Consider the following 18694-nt stretch of genomic DNA (forward strand, 5'->3'; position numbering starts at 1 on the left):
GCCTCGCCTCTATGACGGCCAGCGCGGACCGCGATATGCGCACCAGTCAGATCAAGTGGTGCATCCGTCGCCTCATCTGTCACATGTACAAAGATGTCCAGGGAATCGTATTCGTATATCTTTGTCATACCACGTCTCTCCAAAACCCATTTACAGCAATAGGGCGTTGCCAGATGCCGGTGATGGCGGCGTTGAAGGTTCGGGCGGCCAGCGCTGTGGCCGATACACCTGTTGCCTGGGCCGCACTGGAGGTAACGGATGACCCTGCTGCTGTCGCAATGGCCGATCCTGCACCAAGGGCTGTCCCCGCGCCATCAGCCGCTCCGATACCCACGGCAAGAGCCCGCCCCGCCCCCCTGCCGGCAGATGTCGTATCCGATACCCCCTGCGCTTCCCTGACCGCTGCCCCCGCACCGGATGCGGTTGATCCGCCAACTGACACACCACCGCTGACCTGGAATGCAATATCAACAAAATAGTTGGTCTGCTGGTGATGCAGCGCCGGGAATGTACCCGGTGTTGCGCCATAGACTCCGTTTGGCTCACTGGCAGTACTGGCCGGGGCCAGCAAGGCACCATCAGCGCTGGACCGCGCGGTCGTGAAGTAAGGCCGGGTCAGAACCCACGCCCCCACGGTACCATATGAGACGATGAACTTATCCCCTGCTGCGGCGAGGACAGGCGCGGACAGGACACCCTGCTGCCAGCCAGCTGCGCCCTGCGGTGCGGTAATAGTGACCGCAGCCAGGTGATCGCCGGATTGTGTCCACAGGTTCAGCGTGATGCTTTCTTCCGCCACGGCGGCTTGTGTGCTGCGATAATAGCGCAGCGCCGTTATCTGCCCGGCAAAGGCCGTTTGAAACCGCATCCCCAGCTCATAAGCGCCCGAGGCAGCCGATGCCGGGGTATCACCGGGATCAAAAATACTCGACGGGGCCATGGGGTTCAGTTTTCCGTTATTGTTGTTTCGGCCCCAAGGCGTGGGATTGTGCCGTTGCGGATCTCAATATTAGGCGTGATGGGTCCGTGGTACAGAATCTTTCCGGGTCCGGTGCCTGCACTGCCCACTGCGAAATGCGTTGCGGTTTCAAGCCCTCCGCCTGCGATTGGAAAATCCACTGCGGATGTCAGCGTGGCGGTATTCTCGATCACGGTAAAGCCGTCGGGGTCGCGTGTCACAGCCATGCGGGCATATCCGGTGTAGGCACATTCATCGTTAGACTGGCTGCCTGCTTCACCCGGGTCGGCCGTGTGGAGCGACAGGTACAGGCTGGCATTGGGGGACATGCTCGCATCTTCTGCCAACCCCGCAATGGGTATGGCGTTGAATATCAGACCAAGGATGTCGGTTTCAAATACGTTGCTTTTGGACATGGGGAACTCCCTCTGCTTCAGGTGGAATAGAAAAAGGCCCCGCACATGCAGGGCCTTGTGGTTAGTTTTTTGAATTTCCTGTTGTATCAAGACGTGATACCATTTATGTATCACTTAATGATACAAAGCGCTAAAGGAAAACTCGCGACAAGTGCCCTGAACGGCAAGTTTGGCAAAGGCTTTCTTTCAGACCTCGTTAAACGCACCAGAGCAATGCTGACCGCCTTAGACAACGCTGTCATTCTCGAAGACCTTAGATTTCCACCGGGCAATCACTTGGAGGAATTGAGCGGGGACCGGAAGGGCCAGCATTCAGTGCGCATCAACAAGCAGTGGCGCATTTGTTTCATCTGGACCGACAAAGGTCCTTCAGAAGTTGAGATAGTGGATTACCACTAAGAAAGGAGAAAGATATGTCTTTACTCAAGAACCCCTGCCACCCTGGCGAGGTGCTTAAAGAACTATACCTCACTCCTGCTGAACTGAGTGAGGGACAGCTTGCCAAGGCCATTGGCGTGCCCCGCACTCGCATTGAGCGGCTCACTAAGGAAACAACAAGTGTTACCGTAGATACCGCAATCCGCCTTTCCCGGTTCTTTGGAACTACGCCAGAGTATTGGCTGAACATGCAGCACAGCTATGATTTGGCGAATACCAAGGTGGACGTTTCTGCTATCATGCCGCTAGAGACAGTCTAGTGGAAAAGGCCACAATCTACGCCGTCAACCCTCTGCTTCAGGTGGAATAAAAAAAGGCCCCGCACATGCAGGGCCTTGTCGGTTAGTTTTGTTGAAATCAGGCGGTCAGACGCCAACCGCCCTGAGCCGAGTTGTACAGGGCATAGATTTGGCCCTCCTGCCAACCCTCGGGCAAAGCCAGGGCCATTATGTTGCTCTTGGAGATGTGTAGACTATCAAAGACAGCAAAACCCTCCGGCGCTGTTTCCGAAATAGCCGTTTGCAGCGTGACAAGCGCGGCTTTGATAGGATCGGTCTCGGAAGCGACCTGAGTGGCAGCAACGCCCGCAGGTAAAGCCGCAGCAAGAGCGCGGATGAAAGAACGCCGCTTCATTGGCCTGTCTCCTTCGCCACACCCGGAACCACCTTTGCCAAGTGAGCCAGGCCCTTTGCGGTCACGCGCACCTGCTCGGTGATCCGCTCAGAACCATCCGCTCGATAGACCACCGTGGTTTTATGCTCCAAAAGCCCCCGGTTACATTTGCCCTGATAGCCCAGCCAATGCATTCCACCGGGGCGCTTGTATATCCAGCCGTTCTGTGACAACCACTCGAACAGGTCTTTCGGGCGAATGCCGAGGTTTTTGGCGGTTTCGGTCACATTGTATGACCCATCCGCCTTGGTAAGACGGTCGTGGGCTTCTACTTCTTCTTTCAACCCCTCGATTTGCCGGGCTTGCGTTTGCAGCGTGGTGTTTGCTTCGATCAAAGCAGCCGCCATCAGTTGCGGGCCGGAAAGTGTCTGCACTCCTGCTTCCAGTTCCTGCCAGCGATCCACAAGACGGGCCGTGAACTCCGGGCTGAGTTGGGCAACGACTACGTATGTGTCGCGCTTTTCCAGACGATATACAGATACGGTGTAATTACGACGTCCCCCAGTGGGGGTTGTCGCAGTTTCTTGCTCATCCGCCATTGGCGGTTGTGCGATTACACCCTTCTCAACAAGGCGCTCAATCGACTGCTTCACCTTGTCATGTCGCTTCTCCAGAAGTTCCGCGATTTCGCGGCTGGACATGGTTAGTGGTGTGCCATGTGTCGCAATTAGCGACAAATGGTTGAAATTAGATTCATTGGGGGTTATATTCATGCGGCAAGCCTTTCTTACCAAAGTTGGTTTCATTCCAAAGCCATCGGAGCCGTTAACTCCGGTGGCTTTACTTTTGGGCTTCGGCTTCCTTCTGCTTCGTAATCAGATGAACGATCCAGTTGTTCATTGATCGACCAGATGAAGACGCCTGCCCTTTCACCCATTCATGTAGGTCTTTCGGCATTCGCAGGCCGAAGGGTGGGCGCTGCTGTTTTTGCATGGTGACTCCATATTAGTTTCCAATGGTCATTAACTACCAAAGGTCACTAATTGAAGTCAACAACTTCTTTCGTTACCCGTGGTAGCTATGGCAGACGAATCTAAATATCCCACTCGCATCGCACCTTACGGTCTACGAATGTCGCCTGAACTAAAGGCCCGGGTCCAGCAATCTGCTGATGAAGCAGGGCGGTCTCTTCATGCGGAGTTGATTCACACACTCGAAGAAAAATACCCCGCGCCAGAGATCGGTTTTGACCTTATTGCAAAGAACATCCTGCGTAAGCTTTTATCGCTCCCAGAAGAAGAAAGGAGAGATTTCGTTAAGCAAGTCTCTGAATCATTCCGCAACATCAGCCCGAAAGCATGGGATGAAGCTAACGAGAAGGGCGTTGATTTATCGGAACTACTACTAAGTGCCATAGAGCCTACATCCAATGAAGACTCTGATAACCTCCTAGCGGGCCAACACAATGTTGACAAAGACGACAACTAGCGCCCCGCGCCTGTAAAGTTGACCTGGACGACTAAAAACCACACCATTCTTAGCTTTACCCACTGGGGTATTTGGTATTTTAACCTTTCTGCATTACATTGAGAGCATCATGCGTAAGTTTTCTAAGATATCCACTGGCACTATGCGCGTCCAAGCGTCTGGCAGGCGCAGCCCGGCAGGCCACTATGTGCGGCCCAATGTGCTTCGGGATGCCACCGAGATTCTGGAAGACGCGAAACTTGATGCGATAGCCGATGAGCGCTCCGACGGGCCGTTCGTTGAGGTATCGCTCGATGACTTATAAGCTCAAGTTTCACATCAAAGCCGAGAAAGAGTTCTACGACCTTCCCGAACACATCCGGGAGCGTTTCAAGGCGAAACTGCGTGAACGGCTGGTTAACCCACACGTGCGAGGCGCAAGGCTCAGCGGAACCCCCAATCGCTATAAGATCAAGTTCAAGAGGCCCCCTCTACGCCTCGTGTATGATGTTGATGAACAAGAACGCGCTGTGAAAGTCATGGTGATCGGACCGAGAACCCGAGGACTGGTCTACAAAACAGCCGCTAAGCGATTCTGAATAACTCCCACCGGTTCCTTTCATAGGGATGTTCCCCACCTGCAAATTGCGGTCGGTCTTTTATCGCCCCCCGTGACCGGGCAGTAGGGACGAAACCAAGGCGGCTCGCCCTTACTCTTTCTTTTTGACCCGCCTACAGGCTCAAGCCCTGCTTTGCCTTGATACGCCCGAAGAATGCGAGGAGCAGGCCTGCGGTTGTGACGAGGCTTTCAACACGGGTGTTGAGCTCTGCCGCGTCGGATACCGTAAAGTCATAGCCCAGCAGTGAGGCGAGCTGAGGTGCAGAGGCAATCAGCAAGCCCCAAACGGTTTTGGATTTGAGAATGAACTTGCTGTTCATTGAGAAGCCTCCTGGATGACGGTACACAGGTGCAGCAGGTCTGCGGCACTGTCAGGATAGACCACAGGGGCAAAGCCACAGGCGGCGGTGATCATGGCCAGCTGTTCAGGGCTGGCGGTGATGGGATCGATGCCCTGGGCGTTGAGTGCCTGGATTTGCACCACGGCGGCATCCACGGCGGCTTGCTTGCGCTCCGGGGACCAGGCGCAGGCGGCCACAAGAGCAACCAGCGCACACAGAAAAACCGCCCTTGAGGCGGTGAAGAGACGTTTCATCAATATGTCCTTTGATTTTGGGAGTTGGGTTTGGGCGTGTAGGCTCACGCCTCGTTTGAGGTTATTGGAACACCCGAAGGTGTCAGGAAGACCCGCTTGCCGACAACGGGATGACCAGCGGGCCAGCGGGAATCGAGCAGGCGGGATTTGGCGATGCGCGTGACGGTTACAGCATTGCGCTGATTCCCACCGAGCACGTGATAGTGTGTGTCGTCCTCGCCGTGGCAGAGGCCTACGTGACCTTGCCAACTTGAAGGCGAGCCCCGCCAGAACACGAGGCAAGCCCCAAACACTGGCGCGCATGCTTTGCCGAACCCCCGCCAGTTCCGCGCGCCAAGCGGATTGTCCGGTAATGTGATATCGGGGTCCCACAAGCGATAGATCGTGGCCATGTAGGCCCCACACCATGCGATCTCGCGCGGGTCGATCCAGCTGACCGAGGCATCAAACCAGCGGCGCAGTTGAGATACATCACGCCGCTCATGCAGACCGCGCACCCTCTCGCCCTCGGCCATCCATGGGATGTTGGATGTCTCCACCTGTGGACGGAGCCGCAGGGCCGCATAGGTCAGCGGCCCTATGTAAGGCCGTGCGCGCAAACCAATAGAGCGCTTGAAGGCCACCACAGCGGCGTCAGTGCGTGGACCGCGCAGGCCATCAATCGGCCCCGGCTCAAAGCCAAGCGCCGCCAGCCGGGACTGAACCCAGCGGTAGTCAATGTTCATGGGATTATTCCTCTTGTTCAGCCTTGTAGCGTTGCCATTCAAGGTCCAGCTTGCCGCGTTCGATCCGCTGCATTTCCCGTTTATGCCACCAGCTCAGGACAAGGCCACCAATGCCCACCAGGGCACCGATCCAACCGAGAATGTTTTGCTGAACAAACCCCGCGAAAACGGTTGTGCCAGCCCCACCAACGATCCCGGCGTTGCTCATAACAGTTATCGTCTTGGCACTCACAAAGGTGTGGACCTGCTCTACAAAACTCATGCCGGCCACCGACTGTCATCAGTGTAGTCTTCCGGGATCGGATCCATCGCTTCGATTTCATCGGAGCGGGATCTGATCGCATCGATCTGTGCCCAGATCGCAAACCCGGCATCCCATGCGGTCTGTTCTTCAGCCGTCCAGTTCGCACGACCCTTTTCCGCAAGGATGGACGCCTGTGCGGTCAGGTTGCGTTGCTTCCACTCAGGGCAAATCGCCACAATGCGGCGGAAGGCCTCGCGCTTGATGTCGTCGGGTACGACAGTGATCTCGACCACCGGCGCAGCAAACCTGCCCGCCTCGGCGTCATAGGTCCATCCCGGGGAGACGTGAGTGTCTGTCTCGATGATATCACCAAGATTGTCCCCGGGCGGGGCGTTCGGCACTGTTGCGGGTCGCTCCCGAAACACCCGTGTGACCACGGCATCTACAAGCTCTGCATAGAATGGCATCAGAAATACTCCTCAACACTGATGAAGCCCGGACCACCACCACCACCACTATAGCCAGTTTGATTTCCCAAACCCTGCGAAATAAGCGCTCCCGCACCTCCTGCCCCTGGCATCCATGCAGTGTTTTCAGCAAATCTTCCCGTACCAAATTCTGGCGGCGCAGACGCGCTGCCACCACCAAACCCCACATTGACCACCACCCCATCCGCAACAATACCAGAACCACCACGCACGCCGCCCTCAGTGATAAGTCCCCAGCTTGTGTTACCACCCAGACCCCCGTCCCAGTGGCCCCTCGACGCACCCAGTGAGCCATCGCCACCACGGCCAGACATTGCATACAGGTTTGTATTTTCGCCCACGAATGATGTGGACGTCCCGGTTGATCCACCGCCGACAAACCCCTGACCGCCAACACCACCAACACCCGGAAGGCCGACTGCATAGCTGTAGAGGGGTTCTGGATCGATGATGAAATGCTCAACGTAGCCGCCACCACCGCCGCCGCCGGCGGCAGCCGGATTTAAAGATCGTTGTGATGCGACTCCTCCACCGCCGCCGCCAGGACCTTGCAACCGGACACGGAGCGCACGGCAACCGGACGGAGGCGCGTAAACGCCGGGGCCAGTATGAGAAAACACCCTTATGTTGGCGAGACCGTGCCTGCCTGAGAGCGAAGCCGTGAGCCTGAGCCCATCTGCCTCTGTCCATCGGGCGATTTCGTGATCAACCGTGCCGTCATAGAGCATGATCTGAATGTCATCGCCCGCCCGCCTGCTCCACAGACACCCCTTGGCCGCACCCTCCGGGCGGTCTTCATGGTAGTGACCCGAAGTGATGGCTTCCGCCAGTTCATTGAACTGCGATGCCAGTGCAGCGCCCGTGAATCTGGACCCATCGGACGGCGGCGCGATGGGATTTGAGGCGTATCTTGCCATAACCTGTTTCCTTTATGTTGCTGACGTGTCGCGGCCATATCCCGCCGCGTGATAGTCGAAAGACGCGGCAATCGGATTGCCTGCCGCGTCGACAAATTGTTGGTGAAACCCTGTCCGGCTGGCGGCAGTCCTGACCGATCGCGCATTGGCAGGCAGTTCCTGACCGTCAACCACAATGGCAGGCTTGGCCATGAAGGGCGGATTGAAGGTGATAGACACACCTTGAGGCGGGCAGATGATGTCATCGCCCTTTTCAATACGATCCGGCATGTCGATGGTGACCGCCAAGGATTGCAACACGATAGCGACCAGCGGGTCATCGCTGTTGAATCGCACCCGGAACTTGAAGCCCCGCGCGGAATAATCCCCGACAATGAAGTCCTGCCAATCTTCCCAGGCTGCACCCGGCAAATCCGGGTCATCATCTGTTGTAGCCACCTGTAGCCCCAAGCGCCAAAGATGATTGATGTCGCCATAGATGTCCGGGACCGTGAACAGATCATCCCAGTTGAAGATCGAAAAGTCGGTGTGAAACCCATAGCCCCGCATGTCAGCCGACAGGCGCGACGTGTAGACCCCGCCCAGATCGACGCGGCTAGCGACCTCATAAAAGGCCAGAGACGGGATGCCGCCCTGGATGTAGATGTCTTCGACAGCGAACAGGTCATCCCAATCGAACAGTGACATATCACCGTAAAGCGACAGCCCCGCCTCTTCGCGGCTCAGACCATTATCCAGCACCCCGGCAAAACTGGGTTCAGCCTGCACCGTTTCCACCACATTATGGTGCAGCAGATTGAGTGTGTTGGATGTGACCATCGCGGCGCGGTGACTCTCAAAGCCAAAGACCGACACCGCCTTAATGAAATAGGCCCCGGACAGCGCGGGCACTGCCACATCGCGCCCGGCGATGTCGGTTTCTACGTCCAGTGCCTCATTCCAGCCCGATGCGGCACTGGCGGCATAGCGCACATGATAGTGCGATGTAACCGGATTGCCCTTGTTCCAGTTCAGGAACGCCTGATCACCCAGAACACGGATGCGGAAACCCGTGACATCGGCGGGCACCAACAGGTCAGAATCGACTGTGAATGTATGTGACGCGAATTCAGACCAGACATTAAGCGCATTGCGCGCCCGGATGTGGGCCGTGAATAGGCCCAGATGTACGCCTTCCAGCGGGATGTCGACCGATTGGGCCGCTTGCTCACCTATCGTGCGCCTGACCCCCAGATGGTCAGTAAAATCAATCTGGAAAGCTGCGACAGCCTCACCGGCCTGCACCTGCCAACTGACCGTTGCGACCAAGCCGGATGGGCTTTCCCTGTAGAACACCCTGGCGGCGATACCCACCACGGGTTTTGGACGCCCAAGTCCGGGCAAGATATAGGGCGCGGTGTCATCCACCCGGATGCCCTGCTCAACGCGCGCATATTTGTTCGGATCATCTTCCACCGCCACGATGTTGAACAGGTGCTTTTCCGGCGTATTCGACAGCACCCGGAATTGACGTGGCGCAAGGTTGGATGCGGTCATAATGAAGACTGTGCCAGGACGAATACTTGCCGCCAGTGGCGTAGACAGATTCACAGATGACAACGCACCATCCTGACCTGCGACAAGTGACGCCTCGGCAAAATTACCCACCTCATTGGCCAGCAGGAGCGCATAGGTCTCGGACGCCTCGAGCGTTACGGGATCATCGACCATCAACGACAGACGGTCTGCAGCAATGGCCGCGACCCGGCCACCGACGCGAAAGCCAACGCGATGCTTGTCCGAAACAAGAATGCGGTCGCCGGGGCGTATCGCAGCGTGGTCATAGCCCGCCTGATAACTCACAGTTTCGCGTTGCGTTGTATCGGTATCGACCAGCCATTTTGCGGCGCGCAACGCCTCACCCCGAGATGTGGCAAACGGCAGATTGATGTCGGATTGCCGCCGGTTGTAGCGCTGAATAGCGTTATGATCTTCATAGACGATACCAGCTTTCAGCTTGTAGTGATCCGCCGGGTCGCGGAAGCTGGCCACCACAGCCGTTTTTCGTGCCGTCAACCCTGTGCCCGCATAGTTGAATGCCCCATCAACCACGTTGGCGTTCGTAACCAATTTTACCGGGTCCGCAGGCGCATCCTGCACCGGAACCACCGCGCCAGCGCCCCAATAGGTGACACCCCGAAACGCCGTCGAAAGCTGAGTGATGACCTGATAGGCAGCTTCGCGCGTGTTCATCACCCCGTTCATGGTGAAACGCGGCTCCAAGCCCCCCAAACCATCAGGGACACTCTCATCGCAATACTTGCCAATCTGATAGATGCGCCATTTGTCGACCAAATCCGGCGCGATGCGCTCCCCCAGGCCCCAGCGGTTTTCCAGAAACACCGTATAGGTGAAGAATGCCGGATTGTTGGAATAGGCCATCTGGAATGTGCCGTCCCAAATGCTGCTTTCGTCATAGGTACGCGCAACCGGGTCATAGTTGCTGGGCACCCAGCACTTCATGCCCTTCAGGCGATAGGACCGACGCGGAACCCGCCCGCCAAATGCTTGTGCCGGGACAGCCAGAGCGACATAGGCCGTGTCAGGGTAGCGCAGCTTGGCGTCGATGATCTCAGTGTAGGACACGAAATACAGATCATCGGAAATGTTGCTTTGGGTCTGATCCGGCGTCCGGCGGCGCACACGCACGGAAACCGGGCGTACGGGCGGCAAATCCAGCCGATAGGCGCGCTGATAACCCGATGTGGTTTTGCCGCTCAGACGCAGGTCTGCGACCGTGTACCAGCCGCCGTTCCCAGCCTGCATATCAATTGAGAAATCAACCGTTGCGCCGGTCAGATCGCCGTTTTCAGTGTTCAGCGTCGAAAGCTGGTTGACGCCGACTTTCACCCGGATTGCGTCCACATCATCCGATGTGATGGTTCTGGCAACAGGCAGAGCCTGCTTGACCTCTGCGCTAACACCCACTTCATTTTCGACAGCCGCGAAGCCCGGTACAGGTTCTTGGTTCGGTGTGCCCGTCCGAAGTTCGAACCACACCCCTGAAAAGTTGTAGCTGCCATCTGGATTTTGCAGCGGTGTGTCATCAAAATAAATACACTTCGCCGGGTATTGCGGATCAGCCCAACCTTCGATCTCTCCCTCAGAAACCACATCCAGAACACGGGCCGTGGAATCCGTCAGCAGGTTGTCCGGGGCCTCATAGGGGGTACGCTGCGAACCGCCACCACCCTTGCCACCACCTTTTGCACCGCGAAGTGGTTTATTCATCAGATTCGATCCTCGACATGGATGGCAGCAGATACGACCACCGACCCAACCTCGCATTCACCAACCACCACAGGCACAGGCACACCCGGCGTGGTGACGTTCACCGCACTGCCGAACAGTTGTGATTTTGGCTGTTCACGGCTCTCGTAATCCGCAGATGCTGGGCGAGGGGCCAGCATCTGGGACACACCGCCCAACACCATCGCCGCACCGGCTTTGAGCGCAAAGCTGGAAGCTACAGATCCAAGGCCCGGAACGAAAGACGCTGCAATCAGCACGGCACCTAAAATGACCTTTCCGACGCCGCCGCGTTTGGCCCCGATAGCACGGGGGATAATGTGAATTTCCTTTTCGTCATCCGCGAAAGCAACGTGCAGTTCCTGTGGGGTCTGGTCACGCCCGTCGATTTCCGCACCACGAAACACCTGATAGTAGCGGTCGCGCATGTGCGCCTCAAAGCCACCGATCATCGTGCAAAGTGCGCGCACAGCCTCTGCCGGGCTATCAATCGCCAAACGGAATTCGCGGCCAAAGGCTTCGCCCAAGGCCCCGTGTAGATAAACTGTTCGGATCATTTCCAGCCCTTTAGTATCCGCACATTAATGTGTTGCGGCTCCAATTTAACGTGTGTATATTTAATACATGGAAATTGAATGGAATGACGCGAAGCGAAACAAAACCCTTACAGAGCGCGGTCTTGATTTTGCGGATGTTGCCTTGATCGACTGGGAGACTGCCCTGACGCTCGAAGACACCCGCAAGCCCTACGCCGAAACCCGTTTCGTTACATCTGCGCCGATCAGGGATCGCCTGTGCGTTATCGCGTGGTGCTATCGCAACGGTGCTTTCCGCGTGATCAGCATGCGTAAAGCCAACACCCGAGAGGTACGAAAATATGAACAAAGCCAAACCATACATCAGTGACGATGGAGAGGTCCGTGACCTGGACAAAAGTTTCTTCAAGGCTGCTAAACGAGGACGGCCACCGATGCCCGCCAGCGACCGCAAGGTGCGGACAAATCTTATGCTGGACCCCGACGTTATTGAAAAACTGAAAGCCGGCGGGAATATGAGCTCGAAAGCGAACCGATTGTTACGCAAGGGTCTTGGTCTGTAAGTCTGCATTGTCAGTCCTTCGGTCGCAACCAGTGCGTGATGTGCTTTAGCTTGCGGGCAATGGGTTCGCGGTGCGACAGGTTGCCGTGCATGTGTTCCAACAGCAGCCCATCGCCCAAATAGACGCCAGCATGGTTTGGCACCTTCGATCTGATGGACATCAGGTAGGCATCGCCGGGCATCGCCAGCCCCGGATACTCCTGCGGCGCGGTTGAGATAACCTCAAATCCCTGCGCTTCCAGATTATCAAGATAGAGACCCGCGGATGTTTCCGGGTTGACCCACCATTCCCAATCGCGGGGGAATTCTGAAAGGCTCATGCCCTGCGTTTCAGAATAGTAGTCTTTGACCAACGAATAGCAGTCGCTTACGCCGTGCAGGAAGGCGCGCGGTACGTGCAATCCATCATGGAACACGGGCGGGCGTGGCGCGCCCCAATGACAAGCCAGCTCGGCAGTCTCTTCGCCTGGAATCAAAATGGCCCACGGAACGCCCGATTCAATCTGTCCCGCCATGTCGGCACGCGATGGCCACCACGGACCATCTGGATGCGAATGAATGACACCTTCCAAATCACCAGCCTTGAATGCTTTGCCCATGATCACAGGCGAAATCTCGAATTCAGACGCCGGATCAGCTGCCACATTCTTGCACGACACATAGCGGCCCGCCCGCACCAACCCGCAAGCCTCATAGGGCGCGCATTCGACGGCATGGGCTGACGCATCCGCAATAACCTCACGCGAAAACACACCGCCGGGCTGGCGGTAAAACTCAGGATGAAACACGAGTGTTTCCTTTCGGTTTGACGGAAATTCGGTCTCGCCTTCTACTGACTGGATCAGAAAAGGAGATTCGAATTGAAATTAGAGTCATATGAATTCGTCAGCGTTGAACCTGTGCGAGAGATTCCACCGACATATGAGGGCGATCCACTAGCCCGGAAGGCGTTTCATCGGGTGAATGTCCGAGTTTCCGAAGCTGGCGAGCGAAGTGGTTCTGTGACCTGCGTATTGCAGATTGAATTGGTACACGATCCCGAAGCCAACATTGAAGTTCTTCAACAGTCGGTACGTAAGCAAATCCCATCAATTCTGAGAAAATTCGCGGAGGGAATTGAGAACGGTGCGCCCGAAGACGGATCAACCTACTACGCATTACATGACGATAATGACTAACGCTTTCAAACTGTTGCTCTTTTCGCATAACTAACCTCTCAGCTTACCCGCGCCGGGGAACCCGCCATAGGGCAGCTTACCGTGCTGGCCAAAGCGCAGCTTGCAATCGCTTAGCTGCCGCCCACATCGATCCTGCCCGGCGGTCCAGACCCGATTGCCATTCTGATCGAAGAAAGCCCCACCCGTGTAAGGGCAGGTCGCTTTCGTATAGTCGAAACTGCCATCCGGCTGCGCACGGCGATAGAACCACTGACAATAGTTCAGTACCTGACGGCGGGGCAGGAACACGTCTTCCAGGTCCAGTGCAGATTGCAACTGGAATTCGATCATATCCGGTGTTTGGCTGGTCTTGTGCGCGACGGTGTAGATTTCCACACCCATATGCGCCTGCGGGTTTGGTTCCGACCCATCATCCAGAAATTTGCGCAACGTTTTCAGCCGATGCACCTGCGCCCCCAACAGGTCATCGTGGGCTTCGACCATCGACAGTAGAAAAGCTGCAACCGAAACCTGATCCCCATCTTCGCGGGCCATCAGGAAACGCACAGTCGGTTGCGGCAGAGCGCCACCAGCCGACCACTCCCAACCTTTCGATTCAAATGGAATGACTGCATAGGTTTCGCCACCGAACACAGGTTGCACCTGCGCCCCACCAACTCCCGGAACCGGCGTTGGCGCAAAGCGGTAGACATCGCCACCGATCTTGCGTGCATCCACCGTGAAAAGCTCAACGACATCATCAACCGCGAACCCTTCCAGCTCGCGGCGCATTGGATCTTCAAACTGTTCCATCAGACGATATCAAACTCTTGGTTGAAGGTTGCCACAAGCTGCTCACCGTTTGGCCCGGCATCAGAGATACTCCACTCCCTGCAGGTCCAAAGCCGATCCACAGTGTCATTCGGCAGGCGATAAAAGAAAGCCTCGACACCCCGGCGCGCAGTCAAAAAGGCGTCGATTGAAGCAATGTTCTCATTCTCCTGAAGCCACGTCAGACGAAGAGTAGTGCCTACTGAGTTCGGCCCGATGCCTGACCTCTGACTATAGCCGCCCTCAAATTGAGCCCGCCGCACTCCGGCCTGCCTTTTTGAACCGAACTTCTTGATGATCGGCTGAGTCACTGTTGTGAAGTTTTCAGGCATCAAATCCCCTGCGCTTTTTGGTACCGGCTATCTAAAGCCCCACCCGGTCGCATGGCTTGAGACATACGACTATCGACCATCTGAGCCATCAGGCCACGCATTGCCTCGACCGTTTCTGACGCGATGTCCTGCGGCTCATTGCTGTCGGTCGCAATGTTCAGATCGCCATTCCAGATGAAACCACCCGCACCGCCCGCAGGCATGTCCTGCCCCGGCTTGGTGATTGTGACATTCTCATTTGGCGATGCCCGGAATGCGACGACCTGACTGTCAATGCCACCCGCACCACCAACGTTGAACGATCCACCATTTGCAAAGCCCATTAGGCCACCGAAGAAGCTGGAAAAGAAGTTACCACCGCCACCAAAAAGGCCCGAAACGATGCCAGAAAGACCGGATAGCGCCTGCTTCCCAAAGTGGCTGGCAAGGTTACTGAATACCTGCGACGCCACTTCACCCAAGGTTTGCGTGCCCCGAATAGCACCGGCCAGCATCGAACCAAGATCACCAAAAGCGGATTGGGCAGCCGACCCAGCATCCTTGAAGCCGCGCGCAAGATCGCGGGTAGAGCCAACCATGCCATCAACGGAGGCCGCCCCCGCTAAGCGCTTTGTGGCCGCCTCGACAGAACCTGCACCACCGTCGATCCCCAAAACCAGCCCATCAACGATGTACTGGCCAAAGCGCTTGAACACGCGAGAAGGTGAGTGGATTTCCACGGGTTCTGCAAACCAGCCCTTTATGCCATTGGCCAGCCGCGTCACAGTATCCTTAACCTCAGCCCACTTTTCCTGAAGTCCTCGCAACAGACCGTTGATAATTTCATGACCGATGTTCACCGCGGCTTCGACGATGCTATCCAGCATGTCTGACATTGCCTGCAGCACCCCATTCCCGAACTCACGAACAACATCCGCACCGCGGTTGAGCGCTGTGGACAGGTCACCCACAAGCGCCTCCAAGATGCCAACAGCAATCGCCTTGAAGTTCATCAGGATTTGAGCCACACCATCCAGCGCGCCACGAAAGTCGCCGCTCAACAACGACTCCACGACGCCAAGCAACAGGCGCAAGTGCTGGCCGATGCCCTCAAACACAACGCCCGCGACCTCTAACAAAGCGTCAAAGGCCACTTTCAGGCCATCTATGGCCGCCTCTATCGCTCCCGTGATCGCCGGAAACTCTTCTTTCAATTGCCCCCAGTTCTGATAGATCGCCACGCCCGCCGCTGCGATACCCGCTGTCAGCAGCCCCAACGGCGAAACGATGGCCAAAATGGCACCCGCCATCGGGGCCAATGCTGTCATCATCAAACCCAAAGCAGCCACAGCCGGACCAATAGCTGCCGCCAACGCACCGCCGACCACAATGAACTTTTGTGTCTGCGGCGACAGGTTCTGAAACTGCTCGGCCAGACTCTTCACATAGTCCGCGAAATCGGCCAGGATCGGTAGAATGATGGCCCCGACGCGCTCAGTCGCATCGCCAATGGCATTCCAGGCCTGCGTAATTCGCCCGCTGTCAGTTTTGGCCAACGCCGCAGCCTGCCCGGAATACTGTTTCTCCAACTCATCCAGAATCATGGCTTGTGCAGCGGCGATATTCCCGGCTTCAGCCATGGCTTTAATCTGCTGCTTTTGCTGCTCAGTGAACGAAACACCCACACGGCTCAGTGCCGTCAATCCCTTTACCGGATCATTCAGCGCTTTCCCCAACATCACAGCAGATGATTGAAGGTCTTGGCCCAGCCGCGCCGATAGATCGACGGCATTCTGCTGCGCACGGGCAAATACATCGCCTTGCACGTTTCCAAAGGTCAGCAGGTTCGCAGTCACGCGCGACAGGATTTCCTCATCGCCATACAGTGATTTGTCCTGAATCTTTGAGGCCATAGCCTCCAGCTGGCCGAGACTGTAGCCCGCGCCATCGCCCATGCTCTCCAGCGCGGCGGTAACAGAAGCGATTGCCCGCTCCTGTTCCTTTTGTGCTGCGACCGACTTGTAGGCCAACCCAACCAGTGGCGCGGTCAGAGCTGCAGACATACGGGCACCCGTGCGCTGCATCTGCTTCCCGGTGCGGTTCATTGACTTGCGGAACGCCTCAGTGCGCTTCTGAGCGACGGTCGCGCCCTTTTCGAACGCCGCGCTGTCCATACCCAAAACGACGCGCAGCGCGCCTATCACCGCGTTTCCGACGCCCATAACCTAAACAACCTCTCCGCCAAATGCTGCATTCAGAGCCTGAGCCACAGCCTTTTGTTCTGCCCATGTCTGCGCGCGCTGATTACGCCTGCGCCTGTTTGAGCTGATCTTTGTGAATTCGGGGAATTTCTTTGGCTTGTGATACGCCGTCATCATCAGGTTGGCTGTCAGCCAGGCATTGCTTTCGGAGAACAGTTGTTCCCGCTCAATACGCTTGGCTGCACCCCGCATGATGATCGAGATTTCCCGAAGGGTCAGCCGCCAGAATTGGGCCGGATCTTGCCCGGCCTCAACCCAGCTTTCCAGCAGGGACGCCCAGTCTAGGACGCCCCCGTCGCGTTTCCCCCTGTCGCGGCCCCAGCATCACCATCGGCCTGCGGGAACGCTGCGCCGACAGCCTCACCAACCTTTTCCATGGCCTTATCCAGTCCGCCCATGTCATGGATCAGCGAACCAGCTTTCTGAACGGTTGTGTTTGGATGATGCTCTCGCAGGCCAGCCCAGAAAAGCAATCGCACATCACTGAGCGGCAGATCGCCAGCCTTCGCCTTCTTATCCAACGCGGTGATGAATTTCATCGCACTGGTTCCGCTCAAAGCTTCCAGCTCGCAAAGCGCATTGGTGGTGAAATGCAGGGTGAACTTTTCTTCCCCTACGGTGAAATCGGTTTTGCCTTTGATTTTGTTGGTCATGGGCTTGCCAACGCGAATATGGGTCTGCCGGTGATCTTGAACGTGGCCGAGGTGACGATTTTGTCATCCATCGGATCAGATGTTTCAAGACCAGTGATAAGGGCGTTGAACGTCCAGTTCGAATTGTCAGGGAACCGGATCGTGTATGCCTGCGGAGCCGCCACATCGAAATCCGCAACCATCGCCTGATAAGCCACGCTTGACGGCCTGGACTGGATTTCCACGGTGACTTCGCCGCCATCTTTAAGCGCGCCCATGAACTCGCGCCAACCGTCTGGGGAATTCATATGCGTGACATCCACAACATCCCGGCTCAACGATGGCGCACCAATGCTCGTCACCTCACCAACAGTCGCGGCCCCGCGCAGAAAATCGGAACCAAAGCCGATTTGTGCGTCTGCCATTCTCAGTTCTCCTTGTTCCAGCTGATTTCAAGATCAACACTGATGCGGAACAGCTGGCGCTCCTCACCTGTTGTCGCGTCGGTCAGGTCTCTTTCCCCGCCGACAAAGATGCCCTGGAAATTCACACCGCCGTACACACCCATGTATCCGGACAGGAAATCGGTCAGCGCCCGCTGCGCCTGTTCGGCACTGGCGTAGGTCTCCCCCCAAATGTCAGCCTGCACACGCGTGCTGCGCAGCGATGACTGGCCTTTCATGTGATAGGAACGCGGATCCGATATGATCTGCAGATTCACATAGGGAAAACCAGCCACACCGCGCGGTTTACGCAGCCAATGAACGCGGTTCGCAACAATCGCCTGCAGGCGCGCGTGCCCCAGCAGCAGCGCCGTCAATGCCTCTTCCATTACCGGGCCTTTCTCGTCTGCCGTTTTTTGTAGCGGGCCACTGTTTTTTCGATTTCCGCCCAAGCGTATTCCTTGATGGATTCAAGAACACTTTGCCGGCGGGCATCCCATGCCGGGCGCAGGTGCGGCTGAGCATCCTGATGCTCATTTCCGAATTCGGTCTGAACCGCCGCCGGGTCATCCGCGCCCACGTAAACCTCAACTTCGCTCTCTCTTCTCGAAAGCTTTCGCTGCCGCTTTGTCAGCTTGGTTCCAACGCCATAACTGGCCTTCAAACCGCCCTCGCGCTCCGGTGCATTGTCGCGGCCAGCTTCAGCAACAGGCAGAAGCGCTTTCTTCAAGAAGCGCCGAACAGCACCTTTTGCCGTGGCTTTAGGCAAATCCATCATTGCCCGTTCAAGCTCTTTGAAGCCCTCAACTTTGAACTTGGTCTTCACGGTTCAGAACTCCGGTAATTTCAATTTCGGCATGCGTTGAACCAGACACTTCCTTCAGCCCGTCGATGTCCCAAACTTCACCCGACAATCGGACGCCCTGCCCGTCCCATGCGCCCGACAGCACCATCTGATCAGCGGTTGTCAGCGACCGGGTCAACGCCGTGCTTCGCACCGTGAACCGGGAAACCAGCGCAGACATTTCCCTGCCAGCGCTGACCTTTTCTATGTCCCGAACGTCGCTGCGGCTGGCATAGCTCTGTCCCAACAGCACCCAATCTGTCACGACCTCATTCAAGGCATTGCGCACGCCATCCGTTTTCCGCTCGAAACCAACGCGTCGATCGTATGCATCAGATCGCTGCCCCATA

At 56.7% G+C, this 18694-nt stretch carries 31 protein-coding genes; 8 read left to right on the plus strand and 23 right to left on the minus strand.

The window, feature by feature from the left end; translation table 11 throughout:
• Positions 1 to 124: 124 nt before the first annotated feature.
• Entirely contained in the window at positions 125 to 940 is an 816-nt protein-coding gene (locus ACR0CW_RS21545) for a DUF4082 domain-containing protein (RefSeq protein ID WP_480789352.1), read from the minus strand.
• 5 nt (positions 941 to 945) lie between these two features.
• Complete coding sequence (locus ACR0CW_RS21550; protein WP_480789353.1) at positions 946 to 1374, minus strand: phage tail fiber protein; 429 nt, start codon at positions 1372 to 1374, stop codon at positions 946 to 948.
• Positions 1375 to 1419: 45 nt separating this feature from the next.
• Here ACR0CW_RS21550 and ACR0CW_RS21555 point away from each other — a divergent pair, with 45 nt between their 5' ends.
• Complete coding sequence (locus ACR0CW_RS21555) at positions 1420 to 1773, plus strand: type II toxin-antitoxin system RelE/ParE family toxin (RefSeq protein ID WP_480789354.1); 354 nt, start codon at positions 1420 to 1422, stop codon at positions 1771 to 1773.
• 14 nt (positions 1774 to 1787) lie between these two features.
• Positions 1788 to 2072, plus strand: coding sequence for a HigA family addiction module antitoxin (locus ACR0CW_RS21560; RefSeq protein ID WP_480789355.1), 285 nt, complete (start codon positions 1788 to 1790; stop codon positions 2070 to 2072).
• Between the two features lie 97 nt (positions 2073 to 2169).
• Here ACR0CW_RS21560 and ACR0CW_RS21565 read toward each other — a convergent pair whose 3' ends face one another.
• From ACR0CW_RS21565 to ACR0CW_RS21575, 3 genes are all read right to left on the minus strand, one after another.
• Positions 2170 to 2445: a hypothetical protein gene (locus tag ACR0CW_RS21565; RefSeq protein ID WP_480789356.1), complete on the minus strand. Its 276-nt coding sequence runs from the start codon at positions 2443 to 2445 to the stop codon at positions 2170 to 2172.
• Positions 2442 to 3197, minus strand: a complete 756-nt coding sequence (locus ACR0CW_RS21570) for a phage antirepressor KilAC domain-containing protein (RefSeq protein WP_480789357.1) — start codon at positions 3195 to 3197, stop codon at positions 2442 to 2444. The genes ACR0CW_RS21565 and ACR0CW_RS21570 overlap by 4 nt, the downstream gene beginning before the upstream one ends.
• 67 nt (positions 3198 to 3264) lie before the next feature.
• The gene (locus ACR0CW_RS21575) at positions 3265 to 3417 is read right to left on the minus strand and encodes an Arc family DNA-binding protein (protein WP_480789358.1); all 153 of its coding nucleotides are present in this window, start codon (positions 3415 to 3417) and stop codon (positions 3265 to 3267) included.
• Positions 3418 to 3504: 87 nt separating this feature from the next.
• Here ACR0CW_RS21575 and ACR0CW_RS21580 point away from each other — a divergent pair, with 87 nt between their 5' ends.
• The 3 genes from ACR0CW_RS21580 to ACR0CW_RS21590 all read left to right on the plus strand — a co-directional run bounded on the left by ACR0CW_RS21580 (position 3505) and on the right by ACR0CW_RS21590 (position 4490).
• Entirely contained in the window at positions 3505 to 3912 is a 408-nt protein-coding gene (locus ACR0CW_RS21580; RefSeq protein WP_480789359.1) for a hypothetical protein, read from the plus strand.
• A gap of 109 nt (positions 3913 to 4021) precedes the next feature.
• Positions 4022 to 4216 carry a hypothetical protein gene (locus tag ACR0CW_RS21585; protein WP_480789360.1) on the plus strand — a complete coding sequence of 65 codons (195 nt, stop codon included), beginning with the start codon at positions 4022 to 4024 and terminating at the stop codon, positions 4214 to 4216.
• Positions 4206 to 4490 (plus strand): type II toxin-antitoxin system RelE family toxin, encoded by a 285-nt coding sequence (locus ACR0CW_RS21590; protein WP_480789361.1) that lies wholly within the window; start codon positions 4206 to 4208, stop codon positions 4488 to 4490. The genes ACR0CW_RS21585 and ACR0CW_RS21590 overlap by 11 nt, the downstream gene beginning before the upstream one ends.
• A gap of 133 nt (positions 4491 to 4623) precedes the next feature.
• Here ACR0CW_RS21590 and ACR0CW_RS21595 read toward each other — a convergent pair whose 3' ends face one another.
• Genes ACR0CW_RS21595 through ACR0CW_RS21630 form a run of 8 tightly spaced genes read right to left on the minus strand, consistent with a single transcriptional unit; the run spans position 4624 to position 11324 of the window.
• A complete protein-coding gene (locus tag ACR0CW_RS21595) occupies positions 4624 to 4830 on the minus strand; it encodes a hypothetical protein (RefSeq protein ID WP_480789362.1) in 207 nt (68 codons plus the stop codon).
• Positions 4827 to 5105, minus strand: coding sequence for a hypothetical protein (locus tag ACR0CW_RS21600; protein ID WP_480789363.1), 279 nt, complete (start codon positions 5103 to 5105; stop codon positions 4827 to 4829). The genes ACR0CW_RS21595 and ACR0CW_RS21600 overlap by 4 nt, the downstream gene beginning before the upstream one ends.
• 44 nt (positions 5106 to 5149) lie before the next feature.
• Complete coding sequence (locus ACR0CW_RS21605) at positions 5150 to 5830, minus strand: NlpC/P60 family protein (protein ID WP_480789364.1); 681 nt, start codon at positions 5828 to 5830, stop codon at positions 5150 to 5152.
• A gap of 4 nt (positions 5831 to 5834) precedes the next feature.
• Positions 5835 to 6092, minus strand: a complete 258-nt coding sequence (locus ACR0CW_RS21610; protein WP_480789365.1) for a phage holin family protein — start codon at positions 6090 to 6092, stop codon at positions 5835 to 5837.
• Positions 6089 to 6541: a hypothetical protein gene (locus ACR0CW_RS21615; protein ID WP_480789366.1), complete on the minus strand. Its 453-nt coding sequence runs from the start codon at positions 6539 to 6541 to the stop codon at positions 6089 to 6091. The genes ACR0CW_RS21610 and ACR0CW_RS21615 overlap by 4 nt, the downstream gene beginning before the upstream one ends.
• On the minus strand, positions 6541 to 7479 hold the full coding sequence (locus ACR0CW_RS21620) for a hypothetical protein (RefSeq protein WP_480789367.1): 939 nt from the start codon (positions 7477 to 7479) through the stop codon (positions 6541 to 6543). The genes ACR0CW_RS21615 and ACR0CW_RS21620 overlap by 1 nt, the downstream gene beginning before the upstream one ends.
• A 12-nt stretch (positions 7480 to 7491) precedes the next feature.
• The gene (locus tag ACR0CW_RS21625; RefSeq protein ID WP_480789368.1) at positions 7492 to 10749 is read right to left on the minus strand and encodes a TipJ family phage tail tip protein; all 3258 of its coding nucleotides are present in this window, start codon (positions 10747 to 10749) and stop codon (positions 7492 to 7494) included.
• The gene (locus ACR0CW_RS21630) at positions 10749 to 11324 is read right to left on the minus strand and encodes a tail assembly protein (RefSeq protein ID WP_480789369.1); all 576 of its coding nucleotides are present in this window, start codon (positions 11322 to 11324) and stop codon (positions 10749 to 10751) included. The genes ACR0CW_RS21625 and ACR0CW_RS21630 overlap by 1 nt, the downstream gene beginning before the upstream one ends.
• A gap of 67 nt (positions 11325 to 11391) precedes the next feature.
• Between ACR0CW_RS21630 and ACR0CW_RS21635 the strand changes: the two genes are divergently transcribed.
• Together ACR0CW_RS21635 and ACR0CW_RS21640 are read left to right on the plus strand one after the other, a co-directional pair.
• Positions 11392 to 11673, plus strand: a complete 282-nt coding sequence (locus ACR0CW_RS21635) for a BrnT family toxin (RefSeq protein ID WP_480789370.1) — start codon at positions 11392 to 11394, stop codon at positions 11671 to 11673.
• On the plus strand, positions 11645 to 11866 hold the full coding sequence (locus ACR0CW_RS21640) for a BrnA antitoxin family protein (RefSeq protein ID WP_480789371.1): 222 nt from the start codon (positions 11645 to 11647) through the stop codon (positions 11864 to 11866). Before ACR0CW_RS21635 ends, ACR0CW_RS21640 begins: the two co-directional genes overlap by 29 nt.
• Before the next feature lie 10 nt (positions 11867 to 11876).
• Here ACR0CW_RS21640 and ACR0CW_RS21645 read toward each other — a convergent pair whose 3' ends face one another.
• Positions 11877 to 12653, minus strand: coding sequence for a C40 family peptidase (locus ACR0CW_RS21645; RefSeq protein ID WP_480789372.1), 777 nt, complete (start codon positions 12651 to 12653; stop codon positions 11877 to 11879).
• Between the two features lie 72 nt (positions 12654 to 12725).
• Here ACR0CW_RS21645 and ACR0CW_RS21650 point away from each other — a divergent pair, with 72 nt between their 5' ends.
• On the plus strand, positions 12726 to 13043 hold the full coding sequence (locus ACR0CW_RS21650; RefSeq protein ID WP_480789373.1) for a hypothetical protein: 318 nt from the start codon (positions 12726 to 12728) through the stop codon (positions 13041 to 13043).
• Between the two features lie 30 nt (positions 13044 to 13073).
• On the opposite strand, the gene ACR0CW_RS21655 is transcribed toward ACR0CW_RS21650, so the two are convergent.
• The 9 genes from ACR0CW_RS21655 to ACR0CW_RS21695 form a co-directional block, all read right to left on the minus strand.
• Entirely contained in the window at positions 13074 to 13835 is a 762-nt protein-coding gene (locus ACR0CW_RS21655) for a phage minor tail protein L (protein WP_480789374.1), read from the minus strand.
• Positions 13835 to 14185 carry a phage tail protein gene (locus ACR0CW_RS21660; protein WP_480789375.1) on the minus strand — a complete coding sequence of 117 codons (351 nt, stop codon included), beginning with the start codon at positions 14183 to 14185 and terminating at the stop codon, positions 13835 to 13837. Before ACR0CW_RS21660 ends, ACR0CW_RS21655 begins: the two co-directional genes overlap by 1 nt.
• Complete coding sequence (locus tag ACR0CW_RS21665; RefSeq protein WP_480789376.1) at positions 14185 to 16386, minus strand: phage tail length tape measure family protein; 2202 nt, start codon at positions 16384 to 16386, stop codon at positions 14185 to 14187. Before ACR0CW_RS21665 ends, ACR0CW_RS21660 begins: the two co-directional genes overlap by 1 nt.
• A 3-nt stretch (positions 16387 to 16389) precedes the next feature.
• Entirely contained in the window at positions 16390 to 16617 is a 228-nt protein-coding gene (locus tag ACR0CW_RS21670) for a hypothetical protein (protein ID WP_480789377.1), read from the minus strand.
• Between the two features lie 89 nt (positions 16618 to 16706).
• Complete coding sequence (locus ACR0CW_RS21675; protein WP_480789378.1) at positions 16707 to 17078, minus strand: GTA-gp10 family protein; 372 nt, start codon at positions 17076 to 17078, stop codon at positions 16707 to 16709.
• On the minus strand, positions 17075 to 17482 hold the full coding sequence (locus ACR0CW_RS21680) for a phage tail tube protein (protein ID WP_480789379.1): 408 nt from the start codon (positions 17480 to 17482) through the stop codon (positions 17075 to 17077). The genes ACR0CW_RS21675 and ACR0CW_RS21680 overlap by 4 nt, the downstream gene beginning before the upstream one ends.
• A 2-nt stretch (positions 17483 to 17484) precedes the next feature.
• A complete protein-coding gene (gene gp17 / locus ACR0CW_RS21685; protein ID WP_480789380.1) occupies positions 17485 to 17889 on the minus strand; it encodes a tail completion protein gp17 in 405 nt (134 codons plus the stop codon).
• Positions 17889 to 18326: an HK97-gp10 family putative phage morphogenesis protein gene (locus tag ACR0CW_RS21690; protein WP_480789381.1), complete on the minus strand. Its 438-nt coding sequence runs from the start codon at positions 18324 to 18326 to the stop codon at positions 17889 to 17891. The genes gp17 and ACR0CW_RS21690 overlap by 1 nt, the downstream gene beginning before the upstream one ends.
• Positions 18304 to 18693 carry a phage head completion protein gene (locus ACR0CW_RS21695; RefSeq protein WP_480789382.1) on the minus strand — a complete coding sequence of 130 codons (390 nt, stop codon included), beginning with the start codon at positions 18691 to 18693 and terminating at the stop codon, positions 18304 to 18306. Before ACR0CW_RS21695 ends, ACR0CW_RS21690 begins: the two co-directional genes overlap by 23 nt.
• Position 18694 lies beyond the last annotated feature (1 nt).

The organism is Ruegeria sp. CH6 (genome assembly GCF_056537005.1).